This window comes from Variovorax sp. FW305-3-2-15-B-LB1, assembly GCF_058787635.1.
In genome coordinates this window covers 18,820-44,577 of sequence record NZ_JBYSZY010000052.1, presented here as the reverse complement: position 1 = coordinate 44,577, position 25,758 = coordinate 18,820, and the positions used below count along the sequence as shown (strand labels likewise).

The 25,758-nt window shown below is 68.3% G+C and carries 25 protein-coding genes and 1 pseudogene; 22 read left to right on the top strand and 4 right to left on the bottom strand.

Going from position 1 to position 25,758, the window contains the following annotated elements; translation table 11 throughout:
* From AC3WQR_RS25110 to AC3WQR_RS25035, 16 genes and pseudogenes are all read left to right on the top strand, one after another.
* Positions 1-120, top strand: a pseudogene (locus AC3WQR_RS25110) (single-stranded DNA-binding protein); the annotation flags it as partial.
* Between the two features lie 396 nt (positions 121-516).
* Positions 517-1,716 carry a pyridoxal phosphate-dependent aminotransferase gene (locus AC3WQR_RS25105; RefSeq protein WP_492744393.1) on the top strand — a complete coding sequence of 400 codons (1,200 nt, stop codon included), beginning with the start codon at positions 517-519 and terminating at the stop codon, positions 1,714-1,716.
* Positions 1,717-1,723: 7 nt separating this feature from the next.
* Positions 1,724-2,494 carry a 2-keto-4-pentenoate hydratase gene (locus tag AC3WQR_RS25100; protein ID WP_492744391.1) on the top strand — a complete coding sequence of 257 codons (771 nt, stop codon included), beginning with the start codon at positions 1,724-1,726 and terminating at the stop codon, positions 2,492-2,494.
* A 14-nt stretch (positions 2,495-2,508) separates the two neighbouring features.
* The gene (locus AC3WQR_RS25095; RefSeq protein ID WP_095743284.1) at positions 2,509-3,288 is read left to right on the top strand and encodes an SDR family oxidoreductase; all 780 of its coding nucleotides are present in this window, start codon (positions 2,509-2,511) and stop codon (positions 3,286-3,288) included.
* 33 nt (positions 3,289-3,321) lie between these two features.
* Positions 3,322-4,110, top strand: a complete 789-nt coding sequence (locus AC3WQR_RS25090; RefSeq protein WP_492744389.1) for an ABC transporter ATP-binding protein — start codon at positions 3,322-3,324, stop codon at positions 4,108-4,110.
* A 33-nt stretch (positions 4,111-4,143) separates the two neighbouring features.
* Positions 4,144-4,932, top strand: a complete 789-nt coding sequence (locus tag AC3WQR_RS25085) for a transporter substrate-binding domain-containing protein (RefSeq protein ID WP_095950686.1) — start codon at positions 4,144-4,146, stop codon at positions 4,930-4,932.
* 44 nt (positions 4,933-4,976) lie between these two features.
* Positions 4,977-5,669, top strand: coding sequence for an ABC transporter permease (locus AC3WQR_RS25080; protein WP_492744387.1), 693 nt, complete (start codon positions 4,977-4,979; stop codon positions 5,667-5,669).
* Between the two features lie 2 nt (positions 5,670-5,671).
* Positions 5,672-6,391, top strand: a complete 720-nt coding sequence (locus AC3WQR_RS25075) for an ABC transporter permease (RefSeq protein ID WP_062480468.1) — start codon at positions 5,672-5,674, stop codon at positions 6,389-6,391.
* Between the two features lie 13 nt (positions 6,392-6,404).
* The gene (locus AC3WQR_RS25070) at positions 6,405-7,205 is read left to right on the top strand and encodes an inositol monophosphatase family protein (protein ID WP_206167823.1); all 801 of its coding nucleotides are present in this window, start codon (positions 6,405-6,407) and stop codon (positions 7,203-7,205) included.
* Positions 7,206-7,276: 71 nt separating this feature from the next.
* Positions 7,277-8,761, top strand: coding sequence for a MocR-like pyridoxine biosynthesis transcription factor PdxR (gene pdxR, locus AC3WQR_RS25065; protein ID WP_070063410.1), 1,485 nt, complete (start codon positions 7,277-7,279; stop codon positions 8,759-8,761).
* Positions 8,762-9,008: 247 nt separating this feature from the next.
* The gene (locus AC3WQR_RS25060) at positions 9,009-9,389 is read left to right on the top strand and encodes a hypothetical protein (RefSeq protein ID WP_062480474.1); all 381 of its coding nucleotides are present in this window, start codon (positions 9,009-9,011) and stop codon (positions 9,387-9,389) included.
* Between the two features lie 300 nt (positions 9,390-9,689).
* Entirely contained in the window at positions 9,690-10,295 is a 606-nt protein-coding gene (locus AC3WQR_RS25055; protein WP_492744385.1) for a DUF6891 domain-containing protein, read from the top strand.
* Entirely contained in the window at positions 10,292-12,088 is a 1,797-nt protein-coding gene (locus tag AC3WQR_RS25050) for a VanW family protein (RefSeq protein WP_492744383.1), read from the top strand. Before AC3WQR_RS25055 ends, AC3WQR_RS25050 begins: the two co-directional genes overlap by 4 nt.
* Positions 12,089-12,104: 16 nt before the next feature.
* Positions 12,105-12,710, top strand: coding sequence for a hypothetical protein (locus AC3WQR_RS25045; protein ID WP_492744381.1), 606 nt, complete (start codon positions 12,105-12,107; stop codon positions 12,708-12,710).
* 17 nt (positions 12,711-12,727) lie between these two features.
* A complete protein-coding gene (locus tag AC3WQR_RS25040) occupies positions 12,728-14,392 on the top strand; it encodes an FxLYD domain-containing protein (RefSeq protein ID WP_492744379.1) in 1,665 nt (554 codons plus the stop codon).
* A gap of 44 nt (positions 14,393-14,436) precedes the next feature.
* Positions 14,437-15,429, top strand: a complete 993-nt coding sequence (locus AC3WQR_RS25035) for an LLM class flavin-dependent oxidoreductase (RefSeq protein WP_354345429.1) — start codon at positions 14,437-14,439, stop codon at positions 15,427-15,429.
* A 3-nt stretch (positions 15,430-15,432) separates the two neighbouring features.
* Here AC3WQR_RS25035 and AC3WQR_RS25030 read toward each other — a convergent pair whose 3' ends face one another.
* On the bottom strand, positions 15,433-17,151 hold the full coding sequence (locus AC3WQR_RS25030; RefSeq protein ID WP_492744376.1) for a long-chain-fatty-acid--CoA ligase: 1,719 nt from the start codon (positions 17,149-17,151) through the stop codon (positions 15,433-15,435).
* A gap of 145 nt (positions 17,152-17,296) precedes the next feature.
* On the opposite strand from AC3WQR_RS25030, the gene mnmA reads away from it, so the two are divergent.
* Entirely contained in the window at positions 17,297-18,397 is a 1,101-nt protein-coding gene (gene mnmA, locus AC3WQR_RS25025; RefSeq protein WP_492744374.1) for a tRNA 2-thiouridine(34) synthase MnmA, read from the top strand.
* A 7-nt stretch (positions 18,398-18,404) separates the two neighbouring features.
* Here the strand turns inward: mnmA and AC3WQR_RS25020 are convergent, their stop codons facing one another.
* From AC3WQR_RS25020 to AC3WQR_RS25010, 3 genes are all read right to left on the bottom strand, one after another.
* Positions 18,405-18,878, bottom strand: a complete 474-nt coding sequence (locus tag AC3WQR_RS25020) for an NUDIX hydrolase (protein ID WP_492744372.1) — start codon at positions 18,876-18,878, stop codon at positions 18,405-18,407.
* Positions 18,879-18,906: 28 nt separating this feature from the next.
* Positions 18,907-19,335: a DUF4019 domain-containing protein gene (locus AC3WQR_RS25015; RefSeq protein WP_492744370.1), complete on the bottom strand. Its 429-nt coding sequence runs from the start codon at positions 19,333-19,335 to the stop codon at positions 18,907-18,909.
* Positions 19,336-19,418: 83 nt separating this feature from the next.
* Positions 19,419-20,141 (bottom strand): response regulator transcription factor, encoded by a 723-nt coding sequence (locus AC3WQR_RS25010; RefSeq protein WP_062481504.1) that lies wholly within the window; start codon positions 20,139-20,141, stop codon positions 19,419-19,421.
* A gap of 402 nt (positions 20,142-20,543) precedes the next feature.
* Between AC3WQR_RS25010 and AC3WQR_RS25005 the strand changes: the two genes are divergently transcribed.
* The 5 genes from AC3WQR_RS25005 to AC3WQR_RS24985 all read left to right on the top strand — a co-directional run bounded on the left by AC3WQR_RS25005 (position 20,544) and on the right by AC3WQR_RS24985 (position 25,707).
* On the top strand, positions 20,544-21,674 hold the full coding sequence (locus AC3WQR_RS25005; RefSeq protein WP_492744368.1) for a Re/Si-specific NAD(P)(+) transhydrogenase subunit alpha: 1,131 nt from the start codon (positions 20,544-20,546) through the stop codon (positions 21,672-21,674).
* 16 nt (positions 21,675-21,690) lie between these two features.
* A complete protein-coding gene (gene panD, locus AC3WQR_RS25000) occupies positions 21,691-22,053 on the top strand; it encodes an aspartate 1-decarboxylase (protein ID WP_062481508.1) in 363 nt (120 codons plus the stop codon).
* Between the two features lie 48 nt (positions 22,054-22,101).
* Positions 22,102-22,431 carry an NAD(P) transhydrogenase subunit alpha part 2 gene (locus tag AC3WQR_RS24995; RefSeq protein WP_062481510.1) on the top strand — a complete coding sequence of 110 codons (330 nt, stop codon included), beginning with the start codon at positions 22,102-22,104 and terminating at the stop codon, positions 22,429-22,431.
* Entirely contained in the window at positions 22,428-23,927 is a 1,500-nt protein-coding gene (locus tag AC3WQR_RS24990) for an NAD(P)(+) transhydrogenase (Re/Si-specific) subunit beta (RefSeq protein ID WP_492744366.1), read from the top strand. The genes AC3WQR_RS24995 and AC3WQR_RS24990 overlap by 4 nt, the downstream gene beginning before the upstream one ends.
* Positions 23,928-24,027: 100 nt before the next feature.
* Complete coding sequence (locus AC3WQR_RS24985) at positions 24,028-25,707, top strand: long-chain-fatty-acid--CoA ligase (protein WP_070063399.1); 1,680 nt, start codon at positions 24,028-24,030, stop codon at positions 25,705-25,707.
* The last annotated feature ends 51 nt before the right edge of the window (positions 25,708-25,758 follow it).

Here is a 25,758-nt window from a genome sequence, read left to right as displayed (position 1 = left end):
GGCGGTTACGCCCCGCGTGCTCCCGCAGCCGCACCGCGTGCTCCGGCACCGGCGCCGCGCCAGGCGCCGGCCAAGTCGTCGTCGGGCTTCGACGACATGGATGACGACATTCCGTTCTGAAACCGGCTCCTCGAGCTTTTCAATGAAGGCCTGCCTTTTCGAAGGCAGGCCTTTTTTTTGCACTTTTTATTTCGAATTCTCTCCATGGGCGGTCGTGCCCGGGAAAGTGCTGTTTTGCCAAGGAAGCGCAGCCTCTTTGTTCGTCTGGCCGTTGAGCGCAGGGGAAGCGTTTGACGTGAGCCCCTTTTCGACGGCAATGACTGTGTTCAGAGGGGCAATTCCCGGCGGCAATCAACCCATTGGCTCCGGCCGTTCTGCCAAATAGCGTCGTTCAGCAGCGCATCGCAGCCGGCCGGTCCGCCGCGATTGGTCCGCCCCGGCGCACGGAATTGGTCCTTGTCCCGCACCATGCGGCGTCGGAGCATGCAGGCCATAGAACACCGAGACAAGCACGACATGCAGAGCGCCGCCTCCCACTGCCCGCCATCGACCGTCGCACGCGCCGAAGTCCAGGCCCTGCGGTCCTCGAAGATCCGCGAGGTCGCCAATGCGGGCATGGACCGCAAGGACATCCTGCCTTTCTGGTTCGGCGAGCCCGACGAGGAGACGCCGGACGAGATCTGCGGCGCTGCGATCGCAGCCCTCGAGAACAGGCGCACCTTCTACGTCCAGACGCTGGGCGAGCCCGCGTTGCGCGAGGAGATCGCCCGCTACCTGTCGCGCTGGCATGGCCCGATCGGCGTCGAACGGGTGGCGGTGACGAGTTCGGGCACGCATGCGCTGATGCTGGCCCTGCAGGCGCTGCTGAACCCCGGCGACCGCGTCGTGGCCGTGACGCCGTTGTGGCCCAACCTGGTCGAGATGCCCAAGGTGCTGGGCGCGCACGTCGAGACCGTCGCGTTGCAGTTCACCGCGGCCGGTTGGGTGCTCGACGAGCAGCGCCTTCTGGAAGCGCTTCGGCCGGGCACCCGCGCGCTGCTGCTGAACGCGCCCAACAACCCGACGGGCTGGACGCTCTCGCGCGAGTCGCAGGAGACCATCCTCGCGCACTGCCGGCGCCTGGGCATCTGGATCGTCAGCGACGATGTCTACCAGCGCATCAGCTTCGATGCGCCGTGCGCGCCGTCCTTCCTGGACATCGCGACGCTCGAGGACCGGGTCATCAGCTGCAACTCCTTTTCCAAGGCCTGGCGCATGACCGGATGGCGCCTGGGCTGGATCGTCGTGCCGCCGGCGATGCTGGGCGACGTCGGCAAGCTGATCGAGTACAGCAGCACCTGCGCGCCGCCCTTCGTGCAGGCGGCGGGGGTGGTTGCCCTGTCGCGCGGGGAGGATGCCATTGCCCGCACCGTCGAGCGGTTGCGCCAGGGCCGGGACCACCTGGCGGCGCGCCTGGGGAGCGTGCCGGGCGTCGAACTCGCCGCGCCCGCGCGGGGCGCGATGTACACCTTCTTCCGTGTCGACGGCGTGACGGACAGCCTCGCGTTCTGCAAGCAGCTCGTGGCCGATGCCGGGCTGGGGCTGGCGCCCGGCGTGGCCTTCGGCCCCGAGGGCGAAGGCTACCTGCGCTGGTGCTACGCGAGCGGCACGCCGCGCCTGGACGACGGCGTTCGCCGCCTGGCCGCCTACCTGGAACACCACCCAACCACACGATGAGGATGCGATGAACACCCAAGACATTGCGGGCGCCCTTTGGCAAGCCATGGAGGACGGACGCCACATGCCGTCGGAATGGGCCGGGAAGTTCTCCCTGCAGCAGGGCTACGAAGTGCAGCTGGCCCTGTTGCACAAGCGCCTGGCCAGGGGCGAGCGGCAGACGGGCTGGAAGGTCGGCCTCACCGCCGAGGCCATGCGCGTGCAGCAGCAGGTGCACGAGCCCTGTTTCGGCTATCTGCTGGAAAGCGGCCGGCATGCGAGCGGCCAGGCCTATCGCTTTTCCGATCTGATCGCGCCCGGCTTCGAGAACGAGCTGTGCCTGACCATCGGCAAGACGCTGCGCGGACCCGGCGTGAGCCTGGAGGAGGTCGCTGCCGCCGTGACGCACGCGGCACCCGCCCTGGAGATCGTGGAGGTCCGCGGTCCGTTCGCCGGCAACCTGGCGCTGGCCATGGCGGACAACGCGCAGCAGAAGGCCTATGTGACGGGGGCGGCCGTGCCGTTGACGGCCGACAACCGCGACCTGGCCGGCGCCAACGTGACGGTGCAGGTCGATGGCGCCGTCAGCGAGACGGCCTCCGGCTCGGCGGTCATGCAGGGCGGCGGGCTGCTCTCGGTGCTGTGGCTGGCGAACAAGCTGGCCGAGTTCGGGCTGGCCCTCGAGGCGGGGATGCAGGTGATGTCCGGCTCCTTCACACGGCAGTACCGCGCGTCGCAGGGCATGCGGGTGCATTCCTCGTTCGACCGCTTCGGCACGGTCGCCGCGAACTTCATCTGAAGCAAGAGGTCTCCATGGATCTGGGAATCAAGGGCAAGACGGCGCTGGTCTGCGCCGCGAGCAAGGGGCTGGGCCGGGCGTGCGCGTTCGCGCTGGCGGAAGACGGCGCATCGCTCACCATCGTGGCGCGCGGCGCACAGGCGCTCGAGGCCACCGCCAATGAAATTCGCGAGGCCACGGGCGTGCACGTGCGCACGGTGGCCGCCGACGTCACGACGGTGCAGGGGCGGGCGCTCGTCCTCGAGGCCTGCCCCGCGCCGGACATCCTGGTGACCAATGCCGCAGGCCCCAAGCCGGGCGACTTCCGCCAATGGACGTGCGACGACTGGATGGTGGCGCTCAACGCCAACATGCTGACGCCCATCGAGCTGATCAAGGCGACGGTGGACGGCATGATGGCGCGCGGCTTCGGCCGCATCGTCAACATCACCTCGTCCTCGGTGAAGGCGCCCATCGACATCCTGGGCCTGTCCAACGGCGCGCGCAGCGGGCTCACCGGCTTCGTGGCGGGCCTGGCGCGGCGCACGGCGCATCGCAACGTCACCATCAACAACCTGCTGCCCGGCTCGTTCGCCACCGACCGCCTGCGCGCCACGGTGGAGGCTGCCGCGGCCGGGTCGGGCCGCTCGTTCGAGGCCGAGCAGACCGAATGGCAGGGCCGCAGCCCGGCCGCGCGCTTCGGCGATCCGATGGAGTTCGGCCGTGCCTGCGCCTTCCTGTGCAGTGCCCATGCCGGCTACATCAACGCACAGAATCTGCTGCTCGACGGCGGGGCCTATCCCGGGACCTTCTAGGCGAAGCGCCAGCACCGTTCAAAAGGAACTCACTTGAGCGACCCCCAACGACAACAGGGCAGGCAGATCGTGTCTGCCACCGGCATCGAGAAACGCTTCGGCGCGCTGGACGTGCTGCGCGGCATCGACCTGTGCGCCCACGAGCACGACGTGGTCACGCTGATCGGTGCCAGCGGCTCGGGCAAGAGCACCTTCCTGCGCTGCCTCAACCTGCTCGAAGTGCCCGACGCCGGCACCGTCGCCATCGATGGCGAGGAGATCCGCATGCGCCGTTCGTCGGCAGGGCACGCGAGCCCTGCCAGCAAGAGCCAGGTGAACCGCTTGCGCGCGGGCATCGGCATGGTGTTCCAGAACTTCAACCTGTGGAGCCACATGACCGTGCTGGAGAACGTGGCCATGCCGCCCATGAAGGTGCTGGGACTGTCGCGCCGCGAAGCGACGGAACGGGCCGAAGCGCTGCTGGCGAAGGTCGGGCTCGGCGACCGGCTGCGGCACTATCCGGCCCATATCTCGGGCGGCCAGCAGCAGCGCTGCGCGATCGCCCGCGCGCTGGCGATGGAGCCCAAGCTGCTGCTGTTCGACGAGCCCACGTCCGCCCTCGACCCCGAGCTCGTGGGCGAGGTGCTGAAGGTGATCCGCCTGCTGGCCGAGGAGGGGCGCACCATGGTGATGGTCACCCACGAGATGGCGTTCGCACGCGAGGTCTCGACCGAGGTCGCCTTCCTGCACAAGGGAAAGATCGAGGAACGCGGGGCGCCTGCCGACGTGTTCGGCAACCCGCGCAGCGAGCGCTGCCGCAAGTTCCTCGACAGCGTTCTGTAGCCACGACATCACGAACCAAGAACTGGAGACGAAATGAAGAAATGGTTGTTCGCAGGCCTGCTGGCCGCGTGCTCCGTCGCCGCTATGGGCCGCGAGATCAAGGCCGGGGTGCAGTGCACCTATCCGCCCTTCAACTACCGCGATGCGTCGGGCGAGTTGAAGGGTTTCGAGATCGACATCGCCCGCGAGATCGGGCGGCGGATGAACGCCAACGTGCAGTTCGTCTGCCTGGGGTTCGACGGGCTGATTCCCGCGCTGCTTTCCAGGAAGATCGACATCGTCGCCTCGAGCCTCTCGATCACCGAGACGCGCAAGAAGAGCATCGACTTCTCCGTTCCGTACCGGGCCTCCACGGCGCGCTTCGTGGGCCGCAAGAACGGGGGGCTGCTCCCGATGAAGCCCGACAACACGCCCAACGCGGGCGCGCTCAAGGGCAAGGTGGTGGGCGTGCAGAGGGCCACCACCAACGACAGCTACCTTGCGGGCGAGTTCTCCGGCGTCGAGATCACGCGCTACGACTCGGCCGAGAACATGCTGCTGGACCTCGTGGCCGGCCGCATCGACCTCATGCTCGTGAGTCCCATGAAGGTTCGCACCGACTTCCTGGAGAAGCCGGAAGGGCGCAACTACGAGTTCGTCAGCCCCGAGATCGAGGCGCCCAAGTACCTGGGCGAAGGCGTGGCCGTCGGCTTGCCCAAGGGGGCCACGGCGCTGCGCGACGAGATCAACGCGGCGCTCAAGGGCATGTTTGCCGACGGGACCTTCAAGGCGATCAACCAGAAGTACTGGAGCTTCAGTGTGCTGCCCGCGGTCTGGCACTGACGCCGTCGCTCCGCCCAATCCGCTCACTGATTGCTGACGACACCATGGACATGTTCAACGGCTGGGGGCCGACCATCGCGCAAGGTGCCTGGACCACCGTGGAGGTGGCGCTGGTGTCGTCGGTGTTCGGCATCGCGCTGGGGCTGCTGGGCGCGGCGGCCTGCCTGTCCCGCTTCAAGGCGGTGCGCTGGCTGGCCGAGGCCTACATCACGGCGATACGGGGCATCCCGCAACTGCTGCTGATCCTGATGGTGTACTTCGGCAGCACGGTGGTCTTGAGCCGGCTGCTCGCGCTGGTCAGGCCCGACGCGGGCATGGTCGAGATCCCGCCGTATCCGGCGGGTGTGTTTGCACTGGCACTGATCTTCGGCGGCTACGCCTCGGAGGTGTTCCGCGGCGCGCTCACGGCCATTCCCCGCGGGCAGGTGGAGGCCGGCATGGCCGTGGGCATGGGCACCCTGCAGATCTTCTTCGCGATCCAGTGCCCGCAGATGCTGCGGCTGGCGCTGCCGGGCCTGGGCAACATCTGGATCTCGACGCTCAAGGACACCTCGCTGATCTCCATCGTGGGGCTGAGCGAGCTGATGAAGGCCTCCGAACTGGCCACCAGCGACACGCGCCGCGCCCTGTTCTTCTACCTCAGTGCCGGCGCCATCTACCTCACGCTGACCGTGCTGAGTTCGCTCGTGCTGCATCAGCTCGAGCGCCGCGGCGCCCGTGGCGAAAGGACGGCCTGACCATGGATGTCGAACTCATTGTCGAGAGCCTTCCGGTGCTCTGGCAGGGCGCACTGCTCACGCTGGAACTCTTCGCGATCACGATGGTGCTCGCGACGCTGCTGGCGGTGCCGCTGGCCATCGTGCGCGTCCAGAAGGCCTGGTGGCTGCGCTGGCCCGTCGAGGTGTTCTCGCAGGTCTTCCGGGGAACGCCGCTGCTGGTGCAGATCTTCATCGTGTACTACGGCATTGCCCAGATCGATGCGGTGCGCGACAGCTGGGCCTGGCCCTACCTGCGCAAGCCGTACTGGTGCGCCGTCATCACCTTCGTGCTGAACACGACGGCCTACGCCGTGCACATCTTCCGCGGGGCGATCCAGGCGGTGCCGCACGGGGAGGTCGAGGCCGGCCAGGCTTTCGGGCTGTCTTTCGGCGCGCTGTACCGCCACGTCATCCTGCCGCGGGCGATGTTGCTGGCGCTGCCGGCCTATGGCAACGAGGTGATCAAGACGATCAAGCGCACGTCGCTGGCCAGCGCCATCACGCTCTCGGAACTGACGGGCGTGGCCAACACCCTGGTGGCGCGCACCTTCGCCCCCTACGAGATCTTCATTGCGGCCGGGTTGATCTACCTTGCCTTCGCGTTCGCCGCCAACCACCTGGTGCGGCGGCTGGAGCACCGCATGTCTCGCCATCTTCGCCACTTGCCGGCGCAGCACGGCACCGGGCCCATGCCCACTTGATCCAGGAGACCGCGTGTCCACTTCTTCCGTTCCAGAGTCGGCGATGGCCGAATTCCTCGCCTTCGCCCATGGGCTGGCCGACGCCAGCGGCGCCATCCTGCGCGAGAACCTGTACAGCCGCAGGGGCTTCGAGTCCAAGGAGGACGACAGCCCCGTCACCGTCGTGGACAAGCATGTCGAGCAGACGCTGCGCACGCTGATCCGCCACCGCTATCCCTCGCACGGCATCCTCGGCGAGGAGTTCGAGGGCCAGGACCTCGATGCCGAGTACGTCTGGGTGCTCGACCCGATCGACGGCACCAAGGCCTTCATCACGGGCATTCCCATCTACGGGACGCTGATTTCGCTGGCGCGCCACGGCACGCCGATCATCGGCGTGATCGACCACCCCATCACCAACGACCGATGGGCCGGGGCGCAGGGCCAGCCGTCCACCTTCAATGGCCAGCGCATCCGCAGCCGCGAATGCCCGTCGCTGGCCGACGCGCTGGTGTCGTGCAGCAACCCGGAGCCCTTCGGGCCGCGCGAGCGCGAGGCGTTCGAGACGCTGCGCAGCGCCGCCAAATGGTGCGTGTACGGATCGAGCTGCTATGCGTACGGCTGCATCGCCAACGGAACGATCGATATCGGCATCGATTGCGGCCGCCACCGCGAGGTCGACTACTGCGCGCTGGTGCCGGTGATCGAGGGCGCCGGCGGCGTCATCACCGATTGGGAGGGGCGTCCGCTCACGATCTACTCCGGCAACCGGCTGGTCGCATCGGGCAACCCCCGCCGCCACGAGGAGGTCCTGCGCATGCTTGCGGGCGCCTAGCGCGGGCGACCGGGCCGTATATTCGAAGGCCGCCGCAGCCCTGTCCGGCATGGGCGGCATGGAGATCTCGTATGCCGCGGCACTTCAACTACCCGACCTGGAGTTCGCTCTCGCTGGACCGCAGCGGCTCCGATCCGCTGCACGTGCAGGTGTTCGAGCAGATCCGCCAGGCCATCGTGCAGGGCCGGATCTCCAAGAACTCGCGGCTGCCGCCCACCCGCCAGCTGGCCGCGGAACTCGGCGTGTCGCGCAACACCGTGGTCCTGGTCTACGAACGGCTGCTGGCCGAGGGCTATGTCAGCGGCCGTGTCGGGGCAGGCACCTACATTGCCGCCGTGCTGCCCGAGGAGCGCAGCGCGCCGGCCGGGGCGCCGTCGAATGCGCCTGTCGCCGCGCCGGCGCCCCGGCACATCTCGCGGCGCGCGCAGGCGATGTCCGAACTGGCGCTGCCGCCCGAGCGCAATGCCACGTTCGACCTCAGCCCGACCGTGCCCGCGCTCGACCAGCTGCCGTTCGAGCAGTTCGCCAAGGTCTCGTCGCAGTACTGGCGCTCGGCGCCGGCTGCGGAGTTGGGCTACGGCTCGCCGATGGGGCTGCCCGAACTGCGCCAGCAGATCGCGGACTATGTGGGCGAGGCGCACGGCATTTCCTGCCTGCCGGACCAGGTGCTCGTGGTCGACGGCACGACGCAGGGCTTCGTGCTGGCAGGCCAGGTGCTGACCGACCACGGCGATCGCATCATCGTGGAAGACCCGGGCTACATCACCCGGCTTGCCGCCTTGATGGGCTTCGGCGCGGACCTGGTGCCGGTGCCCATCGACCTGCAGGGCCTGGACAGCAGCCGGTTCGACAGCCATGCGCCCGACGCGCGGCTGATCGTGGCGTCACCCACCAACCAGTTCCCCTTCGGCAGCACGATGCCGCTGGAGCGGCGCCTCTCGCTCCTGCAGTGGGCGCACGAGCGCAATGCCTGGGTGATCGAGTACGACTTCAACAACGCCTTCCATTTCCGCGGCAGGCCGCTGCCTCCGCTGGCGGCGCTGGACCACGGGGGGCGGGTCATCTACATCGGGAACTTCAACCGTTCCATCTCGCCCGCGCTCAACCTGGCCTACCTGGTGGTCCCGCCCGACCTGGCGGACGCTTTTGCCTGCGCCACGCAGATCTTCTCGTTCAAGGCCTCCATGCCGACCCAGGGCGTGGTGGCCGACTTCATGGCGAGCGGGCAGCTGGCGGCCCACATCCGGCGCATGGGCGTGCGCTATCGCGAACGCGCGCAGCTCATGGAGCACTGCTTCAGGACGCTGGTGGGGCGCGATTTCGAGCTGTCGACCACCGGCTCGGGGCTGCACCTGTCGGCCATCTCGCGCACGCCGATCGACGATGCGGCGGTCTCCCAGGCGCTGCTGGCGCACCGCATCGACGTGCCCGCGATCTCCGCCTACTGCCTGAGCGAGCAGGTCCGCACGGGCTTCGTCTTCGGCTTCGGCAACACGCCCGCCGAGCGGATCGCCCCGGCGTTGGCGCTCTTCGGCAGTGCGGTCGCGAACGCCTGAGGCGCGCCCGCTGCCCCTCAATTGTTTCGAATCCGTGAACACCGCGGTTCGTTTTGCTACGGGTTTTTACCTAGATCGAGGCGCACAATTCATCTCACGGACCAGCCCTCAAAGCTGATCTGGGTGAACAGGGCCCCGAGCGAGGTGGCCGCCCTCCGAAAAAGAACAGAGGGGCGGTGACCCACCCAAGACCGGTTCGACATCCGAAGCAAGAACTTGAACTGAATTGAAGAAGGAAGAAATCCAAATGACCGCCTCGAAGATCCTCTCCGCCGTTGCTGTTGCCCTGATGGCCGTTGCCGGCGCCGCCCATGCCGAAAGCTATGAAGGCGTGCATCAACTGACCTCGGCCGCCAGCCGCGCCGATGTCGCCGCCCAAGCCGTCGTGGCCGCGCACAGCGCTAACCCCTACGCCACCGGCGCTAACGCAGGCCCCGCGCAAGTGATCGTGTCGACCGCCAGCCGCGCCGCCGTGCGTGCCGACGCCGTCGCCGCTGCACACAGCGCCGACCCGTACGCCGAAGGCGCTTCGTCGGGCGTGGCCCCGATCGTCGCCAGCACCGTCGACCGCGCTGCGGTTCGCGCCGCAGCCCGCGCTGCCGCTCACGGCGACGCACTGCCGCTGTAAGCAACAGCCCGAATGCTTCGCCGACGGGATCGGCGAACGTTCCAGGTCTTCATGAAAGCCGGCCCTGCCAACGCAGGGTCGGCTTTTTTCATGGGCCATGACCGTGAATTCTTGGCCGAAAGTCACATTGCCTTGGCCTTGCGCATCCCTCATGATTTGGGCGCGGGAGGGATGGCCGCCAGAGCGCATGCTTTCGCATTAACGCATCGCCGTGGTGCGGACACGCGAGAATCGAGCGTCGTTCCGACCGCGAAAAAATGAAAGCACATCCGTCGCCGACCAAGCGACGACCCACTACGCATGGCCCTCACTCTCGACCCCGAAGACACGCGCGGACGCATCCACGACCTGGTGTGGAGCGGCTTCCATGCCGATGCCGACATCGGCTGGATGATCACCGACGAGTACCTCGATCCGGATGAGCTCACGCCCGAGGACCGCGCCTGGATCAAGGCCGAAACCGCGCGCGCCTGCGCCGCCAAGCGCGCCGCCGAGGCGCAGTGGCCCGCGCAGACCGAGTACGACCGGCTCGAGGCCGTGTTCGCGCAGCTGCGCAGCGAAAAGATCATCGCCCTGCACCGCGCGGGCAACACGCTGTCCGACGGGCACGACGACGTGCGCGAGCAGTGGCGTGCGGCCGGGCGGCTCGAGTCCGGCATCCGCGGCTGCTGCTTCTATCACGCACAGGACCTGGACGGCGCCGTGCGCTCCGGCCGCCTGTACCTCGCCTTCAGCGGCGGCATGATCCCCGAGATCGCGCAGCGCGAAGCCAACACCGTCGTGGTCGGCCGCCGCATCGTCGAGCTGCTGCGCGACGCCGGCTTCGGCGCGCAGTGGAGCGGCAACATCAACGAGCGCATCGAAGCCGACCTCGGCCAATGGCGCAAGCGAGGCCCCGCCGCGTGAGTGCGCAGGCCTGGCAGCCGCCGCGCCGCATCGACGCGATCGACTTCTGGCTGCGCTCGCGGCTGCTCGCCACGGCCCACGCCCTGCGCGAAACCCTGCGGCCCTCGGCCCGGCGCTGGCCCGGCGGCCAACACGCACTGGCCGATGCGCCGGTGCTCGCGCAGCACCGAACCCCCTTGTGGTCCGACGGCTGGGCCGACGAATTCCCGCTGGTCGCCGGCAAGGTGCACAACCTGCGCGTGGCGCGGCCGGCCTTCGACGCCATCGAGGTGCCGGCCGGCGAGGTGCTGAGCTTCTGGCGCCAGCTGGGGCGACCGGGCGCCGGGCGCGGCTTCGTGGTCGGGCGCGAGGTGCGCGGCGGTTGCGTGGTGCCGACGCTGGCCGGCGGGCTGTGCCAGCTGTCGAACGCCCTGGCTACCGTGGCGGTGCGCGCGGGCTTCGAGCTGGTCGAGCACCACGGCCACACGGCGCGCATCGAGCAGGCCGACACGCCGGACGGCGACGCCGTCGATGCGACGGTGTTCTGGAACTACGTCGACATCAAGCTGCGCGCCCGGCACGCCTGGCGGCTCGAAGTGGCGCTGACCGACACCGAACTCGTGGTGCGCATCCGCGCGCGCACGCCGCGGGCGGTGTCGGCCGAGCCCGTCACGCTGCGGCGCACGAACGACGACACGCCCACCGCGTTGCCGCTGGCGCGCGGCTGCCTGAGCTGCGACCAGACGGCATGCTTTCGCCACCGTCCGCCGGTCGATGTCGGCGCCGAAGGGCGCACCGCCGTGCTCGTCGATGGCTGGACGCCGGAGTTCGCACGCCACCTGCGCGAGGCGCATCCGCAGGCGCAGCGCATGCAGCCCGTGCCGCTGCGGCTCGCGTTCTGGCGCGCGCCTTCCACCGGTTGGCATCGCGAGCCTGCGACGAACGCAGCGGTGACCACCGCTTGGGCCGCGAGCCTGCGCCGCGCCGTGTGGCAGCGGCTCTGGGCGCGGCAGGCGGGCCGGCGCCAAGCCAGCCTGATCGACGGCCAGCGCTGGCTCGCGCAGGCCTTCGCCTCGCGGCTGGCGCCTGCGCATACGCACCTGGTGGTCGAGCAATCGCTGCTGCCGCACCTGCAGCGCCTCGGCGTGCTCGACGGGCGCCGCATCACCGTGCTGGCCAGCGCACTGCCGATGGCCGACATTGAAAAGAAGCTCGATGCCGCGTCGCAGCGCTGGCCCGGCGACCCCACCTTGCGCGACTTCCGCGCCGATGCATCGCTGGTGCGCGACGAAGCGCGGGCGCTCGCGCGCGCGGCGGTCGTCGTCACGCCGCATGCAGGGGTGGCACAGGCCATGGCGCAGTACGCGCCGCAGGCCACGCTGCAGCGGATCGACTGGGCGCTGCCGCAGGTGAAGGCCGCGCACAGCAAGCGCGAAGAACCGCCGTTCGTCGTGTTCGCCGCGAGCGCACTGGCGCGCAAGGGCGCGCGTGAACTTGCTGCCGCGCTGCAAGGCTGGCCGTGCCGCCTGCGCGTGCTGGGCGCGCCCTCGGACGACGCGCGGCTCTGGCAGGGCATCGAACCCATTGAACACATGAACTGGCAGGGCGACGGACTGGCCGGTGCCAGCGTCGTCGTGCTGCCCGCGCACGTCGAGCACGCGCCGCGCGCATTGCTGCGCGCCGTGGCGGCCGGCGTGCCCGTGGTGGCATCGACGGCCTGCGGCCTGGCCGGCGTGCCGGGCGTGCACGAGGTCGCACCCGGCGACATCGACGCACTGCGCACCGCATTGCAGCAGGCCGTCCGTCTGACCTGAACGGAGAACAACCCCCGTGGCATCGATCGAACAGGCCCGCGCGGCCCTGGCTTCCCATGGCGCGCTGGCGCCGCAATCCGCCGCCGAGCACTGGCATGGCGAGCTGGCCTTGCCCGCCGCCCTCGTCACCTTCTACGAGCAGGTCGGCCCGCTCGGCGAATGGGTCAACGAGCGCGTGGGTTATGCAGGCCTCACGGTGCCGACTACCGGCAACCCGTTCAGCATTCCCGCGCTCTCGCGCCTGTGGCAGCTGCAGGCGGGCTACCGCTGGCACGGCATCACCGGCGAGCGCATCGCCGACTGGCCCGACCATTGGCTGGTGGTGGCCGACCAGGGCGCCGATCCGTTCATCTTCGACCTGCGCACCGGCGCGATCCAGTTCGCGATGCACGGCACGGGCGCCTGGGAGGAAGACGAACCGCTCTTCGCCGACATCATCGAGATGGCCGCCTGCCTGGGCACCATCGGCCAAGTGTGGGACGAAGCGGGCGACGCCATCTTCACCGACGAGGACGACTGCGAGGTCGACCCGGTGCACCGCGCGCGCCTGGTCGAGCGCCTCGTGCCGCTGCTGGGCAGTGCCGCAGCAGCCGAAAACGTCGTCGACGTGTTCGGCTGGTAAGACAAAAAAGAAAACACATGAGCATCGACCTGCAGACCCTCAAATGTGGCGAGTGCGGCAGCAGCGCGCTGCGCCGCACCGGCCTGAACGAATACACCTGCGCGCACTGCGGCTCGATGTCGCTGGTGGAAGACGACGTGTCCGACCGCCTCGAGCGCGTGTTGCAGCAGGTCAAGCACCACGCCGGCCAGCAGATCGCGGCCGAACAGGCGCTGCGCCAGAAGCAGATGGTGCGCACGGTCGGCTTCGTCGTGATCGGCTTTCTCGGCGTGGCGGTGGCCGTCCAGGTCGCGATGCTGCTGTTCGGTTCGGGCCAGCGCAGCGATGCGCCTTCGGCGGCGCGCGCGATCGTCGATCGCACCATCGCGACCGACGGCCTGAAGCTCTCCGAGCCGCGCCAGGTGCTGGTCGGCGAGCGGCCGAAGCTCCTGGTGCTGGCGCGCAACGAGACCGGCCGGCCGCTCGAACGGCCCGGCCTGAAGGTGGTGTTCCACGACGGCGACACGCGGCTGAACGAGCGCAGTGAATCCCTGCCGATCGACGTGCTGATGCCCGGCGAGTCCGCGCCCGTGCTGGTCGACCTGCCCTCGGGCCAGAACGTCACGCGGCAGGACGTGACGGTCGAGAAGCTGTCCGAACCCCGCAGCGCCGCCGAGGGGCCGCGCCTGGCGTTCTCGCGCGTGCGGCTGGTGCAGCAGGGCGAGCGCGTGCGCCTGGTCGGGCGCCTCGTGCATGCGGGCGCCGTGGGTGCGCCGGCGTTCGGCAGCGTCGAGGCGCTGGTCACGCTGTACGACGACGCGGGCCAGGTGATTGGCGTCGGCCGCGGCCATGCGCCGGGGTCCGAGCTGGCGCCCGGCGCACGCACGGCGATCGATGTCGACCTCAGCCGCTTCGGCCGCGGCGCCGCCATCGCGGCGTGGGACTACCGCATCGGCTACCGCACAGTCACGCCCTCGGGCGCGCGCACGACGGTGCTGAGCGTCGACCGCGTGATCCGCACGACCGGTGCGCCGGAGGCTTTCCACCCCGACCTGCGGCTGGGCACCGAAGACCTGCTGGCCGACGACAGCGAGCGCTTCGACCCGCGGCAGCTCGAACTGCTGCCGCTGGTGGCGGGGCGCAGCACGATCCAGCGGCCGCTGTTCATGACCGAGCTGGTGAACCGCAGCACCGACGCCATCGCCATCGCGCCCGGCGCCGTGATCTCGCGCTTCGGCGGCAGCACGGCCGACGGCACCACGCGCCTCGATGCGCTGGCCTCCCTGTACCCGGGCGAGCGCTTTCCGATCCTGCTGGAGCCCAAGGCCGTGGACCGCATCACGCAGACCCGCGTCGAGTGGAAGCCGATGCGCCGCGCCGCGCTGCCCGGCCCGCGCAAGCCGCTCGAGGTGCAGGTGACGGGCACCCAGGCCGGCACCGGCAGCGTGCTGCTCAACTTCAGCCAGCGTTTCACCTACAAGAGCGTGGAGGTCACGGGCACGGTGAAGAACCCCGGCACGGCCATCGCGGCCAAGGTGCGCCTGTGGGTGAGCCTGCGCGACCGCAACGACCAGCTGACCGGCTTCAAGCTGATCGAGAACCTGCCGGCCATCGCGCCGGGCGAGAGCGTGCCCTTCCAGGTCCACGTGACGCAGCACGGGCGCGACTTCGCGAGCGTCGCGACGCTATACCAAACCGAATAGCCCCGCGCGTGACGGCATCGGGCGGTTCGCGCCATGATCGCGCCATGATTCCGCTTTCGATCCTCGACCTTTCCCCGATCACCGAAGGCAGCGATGCCGCGCAGTCGTTCCGCAACTCGCTGTCGCTGGCGCAGCACGGCGAGAAGCTGGGCTACACGCGCTACTGGCTGGCCGAGCACCACGGCATGCCGGGCATCGCGAGCGCGGCCACGGCCGTGCTGCTGTCGCACGTGGGCGCGGGCACTTCCACCATCCGCATCGGCGCCGGCGGCGTGATGCTGCCCAACCACTCGCCGCTGGTGATCGCCGAGCAGTTCGGCACGCTGGAGTCGCTGTACCCGGGGCGCGTCGACCTGGGCCTGGGCCGCGCGCCCGGCTCCGACCAGCGCACCGCGCGCGCGCTGCGGCGCAACCTGGAGTCGGACGCCGACCAGTTCCCGCAGGACGTGATGGAGCTCATGGACTTCATGTCGAAGAACCCGCAGCAGGCCGTGCGCGCCGTGCCCGGCGCGGGGCTCGAGGTGCCGGTGTGGATCCTGGGCTCGAGCACCTTCGGCGCGCAGCTGGCGGCGCACCTGGGCCTGCCGTATGCCTTTGCCTCGCACTTCGCGCCGCAGCAGATCATGCAGGCCATTCAGATCTACCGCGAGACCTTCAAGCCCTCGGCGCAGCTGCAGAAGCCGTATGTGATGCTGGGCTTCAACGTGTTCGCGGCCGACACCGACGCCGAGGCCGAGTTCCGCGCCACCTCGTGGCAGCAGGCCTTCGTGAACCTGCGCAGCGGCCGTCCGGGTCGCCTGCCGCCTCCGGTGGAGAACTACCGCCAGAAGGTCGGTCCGGCCGAGAACGCGCTGCTCGACTCGGTGCTGTCGTGCTCCGCGGTGGGTTCGGTCGAGACCGTGAAGCAGGGCGTGGAAGCGTTCGTGGCGCGCACCGGCGCCGACGAACTCATGATCACCTCGCAGGTGTTCGACCACCAAGCCCGGCTGCGCTCGTACGAGCTGCTCGCCGAAGCCTTCGGCCAGAAGAAGTCGTAAAGGTCAGGCCCGCTTGCGGGCTTCCTCGTCCACGAGGTCCTTCTTCGAGAGCTTGCCCACGGCGGTCTTGGGCAGCTCGGCGCGGATCTCGAGCGCGCCGATCATCTCGTGCTTGCCCAGGCGGTTCTTCAGGAAGGCCTTGAGCGCGTCGAGCGTGAGGTCGTTTGCGCCGTCCTTCAGTTTCACGAAGGCCTTCGGCGACTGGCCGCGGTACTCATCGGGCACGCCGATCACGCAGACCTCGGCCACCGACGGGTGTTCGTACACCGCCTCCTCGAGCACGCGCGGGTACACGTTGTAGCCGCCGCACAGCAGCATGTCCTTGGTGCGGTCGACGATGTACAGGTAGCCGTCGGCGTCCATCTTCGCGACGTCGCCGCTGCGGAAGTAGCCGTCGGCCGTCATCGACTCGGCGGTGGCCTTCGGGTTGTTCCAGTAGCCCTTCATGACGTTCGGTCCCTGCACGCACAGCTCGCCGGGCTCGCCGAACGCGGTCACGTCCTTCGTCGGGTCGTCCAGGCTCACGAGCTTGATGCGCACGCGCGGCAGCGGCATGCCGCACGAGCCCGCCTTGCGCACGCCCCGCGCGGGCGTGAAGGTGCCCACGGGCGAGGTCTCGGTCATGCCCCAGCCTTCGTTGAGGTGGCAGCCGGTGAGTTCGAAGAAGCGCTGCTCCACCTCCACCGGCAGCGGCGCGCCGCCGGAGCCGCAGAACTTCAGCGAGCGCAGGTCCATCTCTTTGGCCTTGGGGTGCGCAAGGATGGCGGTGTACATGGTCGGCACGCCGGGGAACACGCTGATCCGGCTGGCCGCGAGCTCGTTCATCACCGCGTCGACATCGAAGCGCGTGTGCAGCACCAGCGCCGCGCCCAGGCGCACGCCCAACAGCATCGCGGCGCTGAGCGCGAAGATGTGGAACAGCGGCAGCACAACCAGGAAGCGCTCCTTGCCTTCGTCGAGGATCGGCGGCTCGCCGCGCGTCGATTCGTAGTACTGCGCCGAGGCCGACGTGAGGTTGGCGTGCGTGAGCATCGCGCCCTTGGGCAGGCCGGTGGTGCCGCCGGTGTACTGCAGCACGACGATCTCTTCGGCGAGGTCGCCCAGCGGATAGGTCTGGTGCGTGCCTTCGCTCTTGAGCAGATCGGTGAAGCGCACGTGGCGGTCGTCGGTGGGCACCGGTGCGATCTGGCCGGCCCCCTGCAGCTGGGCCTGCACCTTGTCGCCCGCCGCGCCGTAGTCGCCGAGGCTGCCGACCACCAGCGTCTTCAGGCGCGAGCTGTCGAGCAGGCGCGCCATCAGCGGATAGAGGTTCACGAGGTCGAGCGTGACGAGGATGTCGGTGCGGCTGTCCTCGATCTTGTGGGCCAGCACGCGCTCGGCGTCGAGCGGCGAGTAGTTCACCACCGTGCCGCCGGCCTTGAGCACGGCGAAGAAGGCGATCGGGTAGTGCGGCGTGTTCGGCAGGTACAGGCCGACGTGCACGCCCGGCTTCACGCCCAGGTCCTGCAGGCCCTTGGCGGCGCGGTCGACCGCCGCGCCGAGCTGGGCGTAGGTGAGGACCTGGCCCATGAACTCCACGGCCGAATGGTCGGGCCAGCGCGCGACCGCTTCGTCGAGCATCTGCTGCACCGGCTTGACGGGCAGCTCGGCGTCCCAGCGCATGCCGGGCGGGTAGTTGCGCGTCCAGGGGGTGGGGTCGCCAGAGAGGGAAGGGGTCGCCATGCGTGTTGTCTCCGCTGTGTTTCGGGGCACTGTAGCGCCGGCCTTTCGCATCGTGGAGTGGCGGCTGACAAGCCGGCGACACGGGTTTTCCCGATTTCCCACACGCCGGATGCCCCTGTCGCCGGGCTGGGACAATGGCGGGCTTATGGCAAAACAACGGATCGTGGTCGGGCTGAGCGGCGGGGTGGACTCCGCGGTCACCGCGCACCTGCTCAAGCAGCAGGGGCACGAGGTGGTCGGCATCTTCATGAAGAACTGGGAAGACGACGACGACAGCGAGTACTGCTCGTCGAACATCGACTTCATCGACGCCGCCAGCGTGGCCGACGTGTTGGGCATCGAGATCGAGCACGTCAACTTCGCCGCCGACTACAAGGACCGCGTGTTCGCCGAGTTCCTGCGCGAGTACAAGGCCGGCCGCACGCCGAACCCTGACGTGCTGTGCAACGCCGAGATCAAGTTCAAGGCCTTTCTCGACCACGCCATGCGGCTGGGCGCCGAGAAGATCGCCACCGGCCACTACGCCCGCGTGCGCCTGAACGAGGCCACGGGCCGGCACGAGCTGCTCAAGGGGCTCGACAACTCGAAGGACCAGAGCTACTTCCTGCACCGCCTGAACCAGGCGCAGCTGTCCAAGACGCTGTTTCCGGTCGGCGAGCTGCACAAGACCGAGGTGCGCCGCATCGCGGAAGAAATCGGCCTGCCCAACGCGAAGAAGAAGGACTCGACCGGCATCTGCTTCATCGGCGAGCGGCCGTTCCGCGACTTCCTGAACCGCTACATCTCCAAGGAGCCGGGCCCGATCAAGGACGACCGCGGCCGCAAGCTCGGCGAGCACCAGGGCCTGAGCTTCTACACGCTGGGCCAGCGCCAGGGGCTGGGCATCGGCGGCGTGAAGGAGAAGGGTGCACAGCGCGGCGCGGGCGACCATTCGCCCTGGTTCGTCGCGCGCAAGGACGTCGAGAAGAACACGCTGTGGGTGGTGCAGGGGCACGACCATCCGTGGCTGCTGTCGTCCGAACTGAAGGCGGACGACGCGAGCTGGGTCGCCGGCGAGGCGCCCACTGCGGGCGCCTACGGTTCGAAGGCGCGCTACCGGCAGGCCGATGCGGCCTGCGAGATGGCCGAGGGCGCCAACGGCGCCTTCAGCCTGCGCTTCGGTGCGCCGCAATGGGCGGTCACGCCGGGGCAGTCGGCCGTGCTGTACGACGGCGAACGCTGCCTCGGGGGCGGCGTCATCGTCTGAACAGGCCTCAGCGGGGCTGCCGCACGCTGTCTTCGGTGTGGATCAGCGCGAGCGGATGGTGCTTGCCGGCGAGGTAGTCCTCGACGCAGCGCAGCAGCAGCGGGCTGCGATGGCGCGCGACGCTGGCGCGGATCTCGTCCACGCTCATCCACAGCGTGCGCACGATGCCTTCGTCGAGCGCACGGCCTTCCTCGCGCGCGCCCAGTTCGCCGGTGAAGGCAAAGCGCATGTAGGTCACGTCGGGCTGCTCGGCCGAGCGCGCCATGTACACGCCGAGCAGCGCGGTCGGCGTGAAGGCGTGGGCCGTTTCCTCGAGCGTCTCGCGGATGCAGCCGTCCTCGGGCGACTCGCCGGGGTCGAGGTGGCCGGCGGGGTTGTTGAGCTTCAGGCCGTCGTCGGTCTGCTCTTCGACGAGCAGGAAGCGGCCGTCTTGCTCGATCACCGCGGCCACGGTGACATTGGGTTTCCAGCGTGTGGGCATCGTGGGCGCGAGTCTATCGGCATCTCGGCTATCGCACGACATAGCCGCTGAAGCGCCAGATGCGGTCGGCGTCGAGCCGGAAGCTCACCCGTTCGCGCAGCGTGCGATCGGGGGTGTTGCCGAAGCGGGTCTCGTACTCGACGCTGACGTACTGGCCGGCCGCATCGGCGTCCGGGTCGGTCACGACCTGCCGGTGCACGGCCACCCAGGTGCGCTGCTGCGGTCCGCCGAGCGGGGCGCGGCTTTTGGCCACCTTGCTGGCGAAGTCGGTGCGGGTGATGCGCTTGCGGGTGGCGGGCGTGGCGCCGTCCCACAGCTCGCCGGCTTCGTTTCGGTCGATCATCTGGATCGCCTGCAGGCCGCCGCGCACCATGTCGCTGGCCTCGACGTCTTCAGCGAGGGCGGGGAACAGGCCGCTGCACAGCAGGAGCAGCGCGGCCAGGAGGAGCCGGGGCATGGGGAGGGGCACTTGTTCGGACGGAACAAGTTGGAGGCCGACGGGAAGGAGGGGTTCCCCGCCCGGCCTGCCGGGGCGTGCGCTCAGCGAGCGTTGGAAGCTGCAGCGGCGGGCCGTGTGTCGACCTCGATGGTTTCCAGCCGGTAGCCCAGGCCGTACACCGCCAGCAGCAGGAAGCCGTTCGACGGACGCAACTCGAGCTTGGTGCGCAGGCGCGACACGTGGGTGTCGAGCGAGCGCGACAGCGCCTCGACGCCCAGCCCCCAGACCGCCTCGTGCAGGTGCTCGCGCGAGAGCAGGCGCCCCAGGTTCTGGAACAGGAAGAGCGCGAGTTCGTATTCGCGGTTCTTCAGCTCGACCAGCTCGCCGTGGACCCGGATGGTGCGCGAGGGCGGAAAGAAGTGGTATGGGCCGAACACCATTTCGGGCTCGTTGCGCGAGGGGTAGGCGCGGCGCAGCAGCGCATTGATGCGGGCTTCGAACTCGATCGGGCGCAGCGGCTTGGCCATGAAGTCGTCGGCACCGACATTGAGGCCTTCGACCATGTCGCTGTCGTCGTGGTGCTCGGTCACGAACAGGATCGGCATGCGGCTCTTGTAGTCCTGCCGGATCGTCTTGACGACGTCCGGGCCGTTCATGTCCGGCAGGCGCCAGTCGAGGACCAGCAGGTCGAAGGTCTCGCGGCGCATGGCGTGCAGCAGCGCCTTGCCGGCGGCGTACGTGTGGCACTCGTGACCGAGGCTGGCCATGGATTGGTTGATCAACCGGAGTTGATCCGGCTCGGTGTCGAGTACTGCAATGCGCATTCCATTCCCTTGTTCCGCCCTGTGCGGACCTCTATGTGTCCGCAATATGAATCGAAGTGTATCTATCTGCGTCTGAAATCATTGCTGTGAATTGCTATTAATTCACGCAAATTGATTTTATGTATGTGGTTCAATTGCTAATTGAACCCAATTGGTGTTAGTTGATTGCAATCTAGAACCAGAGCGAGCGAAGGCGCCACAAGCGCTTCTGCGGCGGTCACCCGTGTTTCCCCCGGGGTCGGACCGGCCGCCAAATTGCTATCAATTAAGTAGCTTCATGTGCAGTGCCTGCGGGCGTTGAACGGCAAAAAGAACGCGGCATTCTGGCGACAGGTGCGCTTGTAATCTTGCTGTAAGCTCTGCCCGCAATCCGTGCTGCCCCTTCCCCCTGAGGAGAACTCTATGTTGATAGGCGTGCCTGCCGAGACAGCGGCTGGCGAAACCCGAGTGGCCGTTACACCCGAAACGGTGAAGAAACTGGTGGCCTCCGGGCACACCGTGCGTGTGCAGGCCGGTGCCGGCATTGCAGCCAGCGTCACCGACGCCGGCTACCAGGCGGCAGGCGCCGAGATCACCGATGCGGCCGGGGCGCTCTCCGCCGACATGGTGCTCAAGGTGCGCACGCCCAGCGACGCCGAAGCGGCGCAGCTGAAGGCCGGCGCGGTCGTCATCGGCATGCTCAATCCTTTCGACGCGGCCGGCCTGCAGCGTCTGGCCGCCGCGGGCGTCACGGGCTTCGCGCTCGAAGCCGCGCCGCGCACCACGCGCGCCCAGAGCATGGACGTGCTCAGTTCGCAGGCCAACATCGCCGGCTACAAGGCCGTGATGATCGCGGCCGACAAGTACCAGCGCTTCTTCCCCATGCTGATGACCGCCGCGGGCACCGTGAAGGCCGCGCGCGTCGTCATCCTGGGCGTCGGCGTGGCCGGCCTGCAGGCCATCGCCACGGCCAAGCGCCTGGGCGCCGTCATCGAGGCCTCGGACGTGCGTCCGAGCGTCAAGGAACAGATCGAGTCGCTGGGCGGCAAGTTCATCGACGTGCCCTACGAGACGCAGGAAGAGAAAGACGCGGCCGAAGGCGTCGGCGGCTACGCCCGCCCGATGCCCGCCAGCTGGCTCACGCGCCAGCAGGCCGAGGTCGCCAAGCGCGTCGCGCTGGCCGACGTGGTCATCAGCACCGCGCTCATTCCCGGCCGCGCCGCGCCCACCCTCGTCACCGAGGACATGGTCAAGTCGATGAAGCCGGGTTCGGTGATCGTCGACATCGCGGCCGGCAAGGGCGCCGACGGCATCGGCGGCAACTGCCCGCTGTCGGAGGCCGACAAGACCGTGGTCAAGCATGGCGTGACCATCGTCGGCGAAACCAACCTCGCGGCGCTGGTGGCGGCCGACGCGTCGGCGCTGTATGCGCGCAACGTGCTCGACTTCCTCAAGCTCGTCGTCACGAAGGAAGGCGCGCTCAAGATCGACCTCGAGGACGACATCGTCGCAGCCTGCCGCGTCACGCAGGACGGCCAGGTCACGCGCAAGTAAGAGCAGGCTGCCTTCCATGAACCGCACCATGCTCCGCGCGAAGCTGCATCGCGCCACCGTGACCGAAGCCGACCTGCACTACGAAGGCTCGTGCGGCATCGACGAAGACCTGCTCGACGCGGCCGACATGCGCGAGTACGAAAAGATCGAGCTGTACAACGTCAACAACGGCGAGCGCTTCTCGACCTACATCATCAAGGCGGCGCGCGGTTCGGGCGCCATCTCGCTCAACGGCGCGGCGGCGCGCAAGGCGCATGTGGGCGACCTGCTCATCATCTGCACCTACGCCCCCATGACCGAGGCCGAAGCCGCCGACTACAAGCCCAAGGTGGTGCTGCTTGGCGATGCCAACCGCATCAATGAAGTCAAGAAGCTCTGACAGAGCCCTGGACAAGAGACAGAGACCGAACGAGGAGAACACAACACCATGGAAATCGTTTCGCACACCGTCATCAACCTGACCATCTTCGTGCTGGCCATCTACGTCGGCTACCACGTGGTCTGGACCGTCACGCCCGCGCTGCACACGCCGCTCATGGCCGTGACCAATGCCATCTCGGCCATCGTGATCGTGGGCGCCATGCTGGCCGCCGCGCTCACCACCACGCCGCTGGGCAAGACCATGGGCGTGCTCGCCGTGGCGCTGGCTGCAGTGAACGTCTTCGGCGGCTTCCTGGTCACGCGCCGGATGCTCGAGATGTTCAAGAAGAAAGACAAGAAGGCCGCCCCCAAGGCCGCTGAGGGAGCCGCCAAGTGAGCATGAACCTCGTCACGCTGCTGTACCTCGTTGCCAGCGTCTGCTTCATCCAGGCCCTGAAGGGCCTCTCGCATCCCACCACCTCGATCCGCGGCAACGTCTTCGGCATGACCGGCATGGCGATCGCCGTGCTGACCACCATCGCGCTGGTTCACGCGCAGGCGCGCGCCCTCAACGTCGACTTCACCACCGGCATCGCCTGGGTGCTGGCCGCCGTCGTGGTCGGTGGCGGCCTGGGCGCCTTCATGGCCAACAAGGTCGAGATGACCAAGATGCCCGAGCTGGTCGCCTTCATGCACAGCATGATCGGCCTGGCCGCGGTGTTCATCGGCGTGGCCGCGGTGGCCGAGCCCTGGGCCTTCGGCATCACCGCTGCGCCCGTGGCGGCGGTCGTCGGTGCGCGCACGCCTGACGGTGCGGTGCTCTTCGAGGGCTTCGTGCGCCACGCCATTCCTTATGGCAACCGGCTCGAGCTGTTCCTGGGGGCGGCCATCGGCGCCATCACCTTCAGCGGCTCGGTCATCGCCTTCGGCAAGCTCTCGGGCAAGTACAAGTTCCGCCTCTTCCAGGGCGCGCCGGTGCAGTTCTCGGGCCAGCACATGCTGAACCTGGTGCTGGGCCTGGCGACCATCGGCCTGGGCCTGGTGTTCGTGGCCACCGAAAGCTGGCCGGCGTTCTTCGCGATGCTGGCGCTGGCCTTCGTGATGGGCGTGCTCATCATCATCCCGATCGGCGGCGCCGACATGCCGGTGGTGGTGTCGATGCTCAACAGCTACTCGGGCTGGGCGGCGGCCGGCATCGGCTTCAGCCTGAACAATGCGATGCTGATCGTGGCCGGTTCGCTGGTGGGCTCTTCGGGCGCGATCCTGAGCTACATCATGTGCAAGGCCATGAACCGCTCGTTCTTCAACGTGATCCTGGGCGGCTTCGGCGGTGAGGCAACCACCGCCTCCAGCGGCGACAAGGAGCAGCGCCCGGTCAAGAGCGGCAGCGCCGACGACGCGGCCTACATGCTGTCCAACGCCGAGACGGTGATCATCGTTCCGGGCTACGGCCTGGCCGTGGCGCGCGCGCAGCACGCCGTGAACGAACTGGCCGAGAAGCTCACGCACAAGGGCGTCAAGGTGAAGTACGCCATCCACCCCGTGGCCGGTCGCATGCCGGGCCACATGAACGTGCTGCTGGCCGAGGCCGAGGTGCCCTACGACCAGGTGTTCGAGATGGAAGACATCAACGGCGAGTTCGCGCAGGCCGACGTGGCGATCATCCTGGGCGCCAACGACGTGGTGAACCCGGCCGCGCTCACCAAGGGCACGCCGATCTACGGCATGCCGATCCTGGAAGCCTACAAGGCCAAGACCGTCATCGTGAACAAGCGCTCCATGGCCGCCGGCTACGCGGGCCTGGACAACGAGCTCTTCTACATGGACAAGACCATGATGGTCTTTGGCGATGCGAAAAAAGTAGTGGAAGATATGGGCAAGGCCATCGAATAGGCCGAAGGTCCGTGCCCGCGATGCGGGCCTGATCGTCGCGGCGCCTCACGTGCGCCGTTTTCGTTTTTAAAAACTCATCCGACTCCGAGGAGACACATCCATGACCGAACGCCCCTGGCTCAGCAGCTACCCGCAAGGCGTGCCCGCCGACATCGACGCGTCGCACTACCCGTCGCTGGTGGCGCTCATGGAGGAGAGCTTCACCAAGTACGCCGACCGCACGGCCTACAGCTTCATGGGCAAGGACGTGAGCTACGGCGAGACCGACAAGCTCAGCAAGGCCTTCGCGGCCTACCTGCAGGGCCTGGGCCTCGTGAAGGGCGACCGCGTCGCCGCGATGATGCCCAACTGCCCGCAGTACCCGATCGCGGTGGCGGCCATCCTGCGTGCCGGCCTGATCCTGGTGAACGTGAACCCGCTGTACACGCCGCGCGAACTCGAGCACCAGCTCAAGGACTCGGGCGCCAAGGCGATCGTCATCATGGAGAACTTCGGCACCACGCTGCAGCAGTGCATCGCGAGCACGCCGATCAAGCACATCGTGCTGGCCTCCATGGGCGACCGGCTCGGCTTCCTGAAGGGCGCGCTGGTCAACTACGTGGTGCGCAACGTCAAGAAGCTGGTGCCGCACTTCAGCCTGCCGGGTGCGGTGCGCTTCAACGACGCGCTCGACAAGGGCGCGGGCGGTTCGCTCAAGCCCGTGGCCACCGGCCCCGACGACGTGGCCGTGCTGCAGTACACCGGCGGCACCACCGGCGTGTCCAAGGGCGCGGTGCTGCTGCATCGCAACGTGATCGCCAACGTGCTGCAGTCCGAAGCCTGGAACGAGCCCGTCATGGCCAAGGTGCCGGCCAACGAGCAGCCCACCAGCGTGTGCGCGCTGCCGCTGTATCACATCTTCGCGTTCACGGTCGGCATGATGCTGAGCATGCGCACGGGCGGCAAGCTGATCCTGATCCCGAACCCGCGCGACATTCCCGGCGTGCTCAAGGAACTGTCGAAGCACACCATCCACAGCTTCCCGGCCGTCAACACGCTGTTCAACGGGCTGGCGAACCACCCCGACTTCAACACCGTCAACTGGAAGAACCTGAAGGTCTCGGTCGGCGGCGGCATGGCGGTGCAGGCCGCGGTGGCCAAGCTCTGGCTCGAGAAAACCGGCTGCCCCATCTGCGAAGGCTACGGCCTCTCGGAAACCTCGCCCTCGACCACCTGCAACCCGACCAACAGCACGGCCTACACCGGCACCATCGGCCTGCCGCTGCCGAGCACCTGGCTCAAGCTGCTCGACGACGACGGCAACGAAGTGCCCACCGGCGAGCGCGGCGAGATCGCCATCAAGGGCCCGCAGGTCATGGCCGGCTACTGGCAGCGCCCCGACGAGACCGCCAAGGTCATGACGCCCGACGGCTACTTCAAGAGCGGCGACATCGGCGTGGTCGACGAGCGAGGCTACTTCAAGGTGGTCGACCGCAAGAAGGACATGATCCTGGTGTCGGGCTTCAACGTGTACCCGAACGAGATCGAGGACGTGGTGGCGATGCTGCCCGGCGTGCTCGAATGCGCCGCGGTGGGCGTGCCCGACGACAAGACCGGCGAGGCCGTGAAGCTCGTCATCGTCAAGAAGGACGAGTCGCTCACCGAAGCGCAGGTGCGCGAGTACTGCCGCGCCAACCTCACGGGCTACAAGCAGCCGCGCGTGATCGAGTTCCGCACCGACATGCCCAAGACCCCGGTGGGCAAGATCCTGCGGCGCGAACTGCGGGATAGCAAGAAGTAGTAAGGGTTCCGCCCGGGTGGGGCCGGGGCATCGATCTTGCATATTCGCGGG

What these genes read in the sequence shown, in the direction of transcription:
- AC3WQR_RS25105 (WP_492744393.1), top strand. Translation starts at nt 517, where the DNA reads ATGCAGAGCGCCGCCTCCCACTGCCCGCCATCGACCGTCGCACGCGCC.
- AC3WQR_RS25100 (WP_492744391.1), top strand. Translation starts at nt 1,724, where the DNA reads ATGAACACCCAAGACATTGCGGGCGCCCTTTGGCAAGCCATGGAGGAC.
- AC3WQR_RS25095 (WP_095743284.1), top strand. Translation starts at nt 2,509, where the DNA reads ATGGATCTGGGAATCAAGGGCAAGACGGCGCTGGTCTGCGCCGCGAGC.
- AC3WQR_RS25085 (WP_095950686.1), top strand. Translation starts at nt 4,144, where the DNA reads ATGAAGAAATGGTTGTTCGCAGGCCTGCTGGCCGCGTGCTCCGTCGCC.
- AC3WQR_RS25080 (WP_492744387.1), top strand. Translation starts at nt 4,977, where the DNA reads ATGGACATGTTCAACGGCTGGGGGCCGACCATCGCGCAAGGTGCCTGG.
- AC3WQR_RS25075 (WP_062480468.1), top strand. Translation starts at nt 5,672, where the DNA reads ATGGATGTCGAACTCATTGTCGAGAGCCTTCCGGTGCTCTGGCAGGGC.
- pdxR (WP_070063410.1), top strand. Translation starts at nt 7,277, where the DNA reads ATGCCGCGGCACTTCAACTACCCGACCTGGAGTTCGCTCTCGCTGGAC.
- AC3WQR_RS25060 (WP_062480474.1), top strand. Translation starts at nt 9,009, where the DNA reads ATGACCGCCTCGAAGATCCTCTCCGCCGTTGCTGTTGCCCTGATGGCC.
- AC3WQR_RS25055 (WP_492744385.1), top strand. Translation starts at nt 9,690, where the DNA reads ATGGCCCTCACTCTCGACCCCGAAGACACGCGCGGACGCATCCACGAC.
- AC3WQR_RS25040 (WP_492744379.1), top strand. Translation starts at nt 12,728, where the DNA reads ATGAGCATCGACCTGCAGACCCTCAAATGTGGCGAGTGCGGCAGCAGC.
- AC3WQR_RS25035 (WP_354345429.1), top strand. Translation starts at nt 14,437, where the DNA reads ATGATTCCGCTTTCGATCCTCGACCTTTCCCCGATCACCGAAGGCAGC.
- AC3WQR_RS25030 (WP_492744376.1), bottom strand. Translation starts at nt 17,151, where the DNA reads ATGGCGACCCCTTCCCTCTCTGGCGACCCCACCCCCTGGACGCGCAAC.
- mnmA (WP_492744374.1), top strand. Translation starts at nt 17,297, where the DNA reads ATGGCAAAACAACGGATCGTGGTCGGGCTGAGCGGCGGGGTGGACTCC.
- AC3WQR_RS25020 (WP_492744372.1), bottom strand. Translation starts at nt 18,878, where the DNA reads ATGCCCACACGCTGGAAACCCAATGTCACCGTGGCCGCGGTGATCGAG.
- AC3WQR_RS25015 (WP_492744370.1), bottom strand. Translation starts at nt 19,335, where the DNA reads ATGCCCCGGCTCCTCCTGGCCGCGCTGCTCCTGCTGTGCAGCGGCCTG.
- AC3WQR_RS25010 (WP_062481504.1), bottom strand. Translation starts at nt 20,141, where the DNA reads ATGCGCATTGCAGTACTCGACACCGAGCCGGATCAACTCCGGTTGATC.
- AC3WQR_RS25005 (WP_492744368.1), top strand. Translation starts at nt 20,544, where the DNA reads ATGTTGATAGGCGTGCCTGCCGAGACAGCGGCTGGCGAAACCCGAGTG.
- panD (WP_062481508.1), top strand. Translation starts at nt 21,691, where the DNA reads ATGAACCGCACCATGCTCCGCGCGAAGCTGCATCGCGCCACCGTGACC.
- AC3WQR_RS24995 (WP_062481510.1), top strand. Translation starts at nt 22,102, where the DNA reads ATGGAAATCGTTTCGCACACCGTCATCAACCTGACCATCTTCGTGCTG.
- AC3WQR_RS24985 (WP_070063399.1), top strand. Translation starts at nt 24,028, where the DNA reads ATGACCGAACGCCCCTGGCTCAGCAGCTACCCGCAAGGCGTGCCCGCC.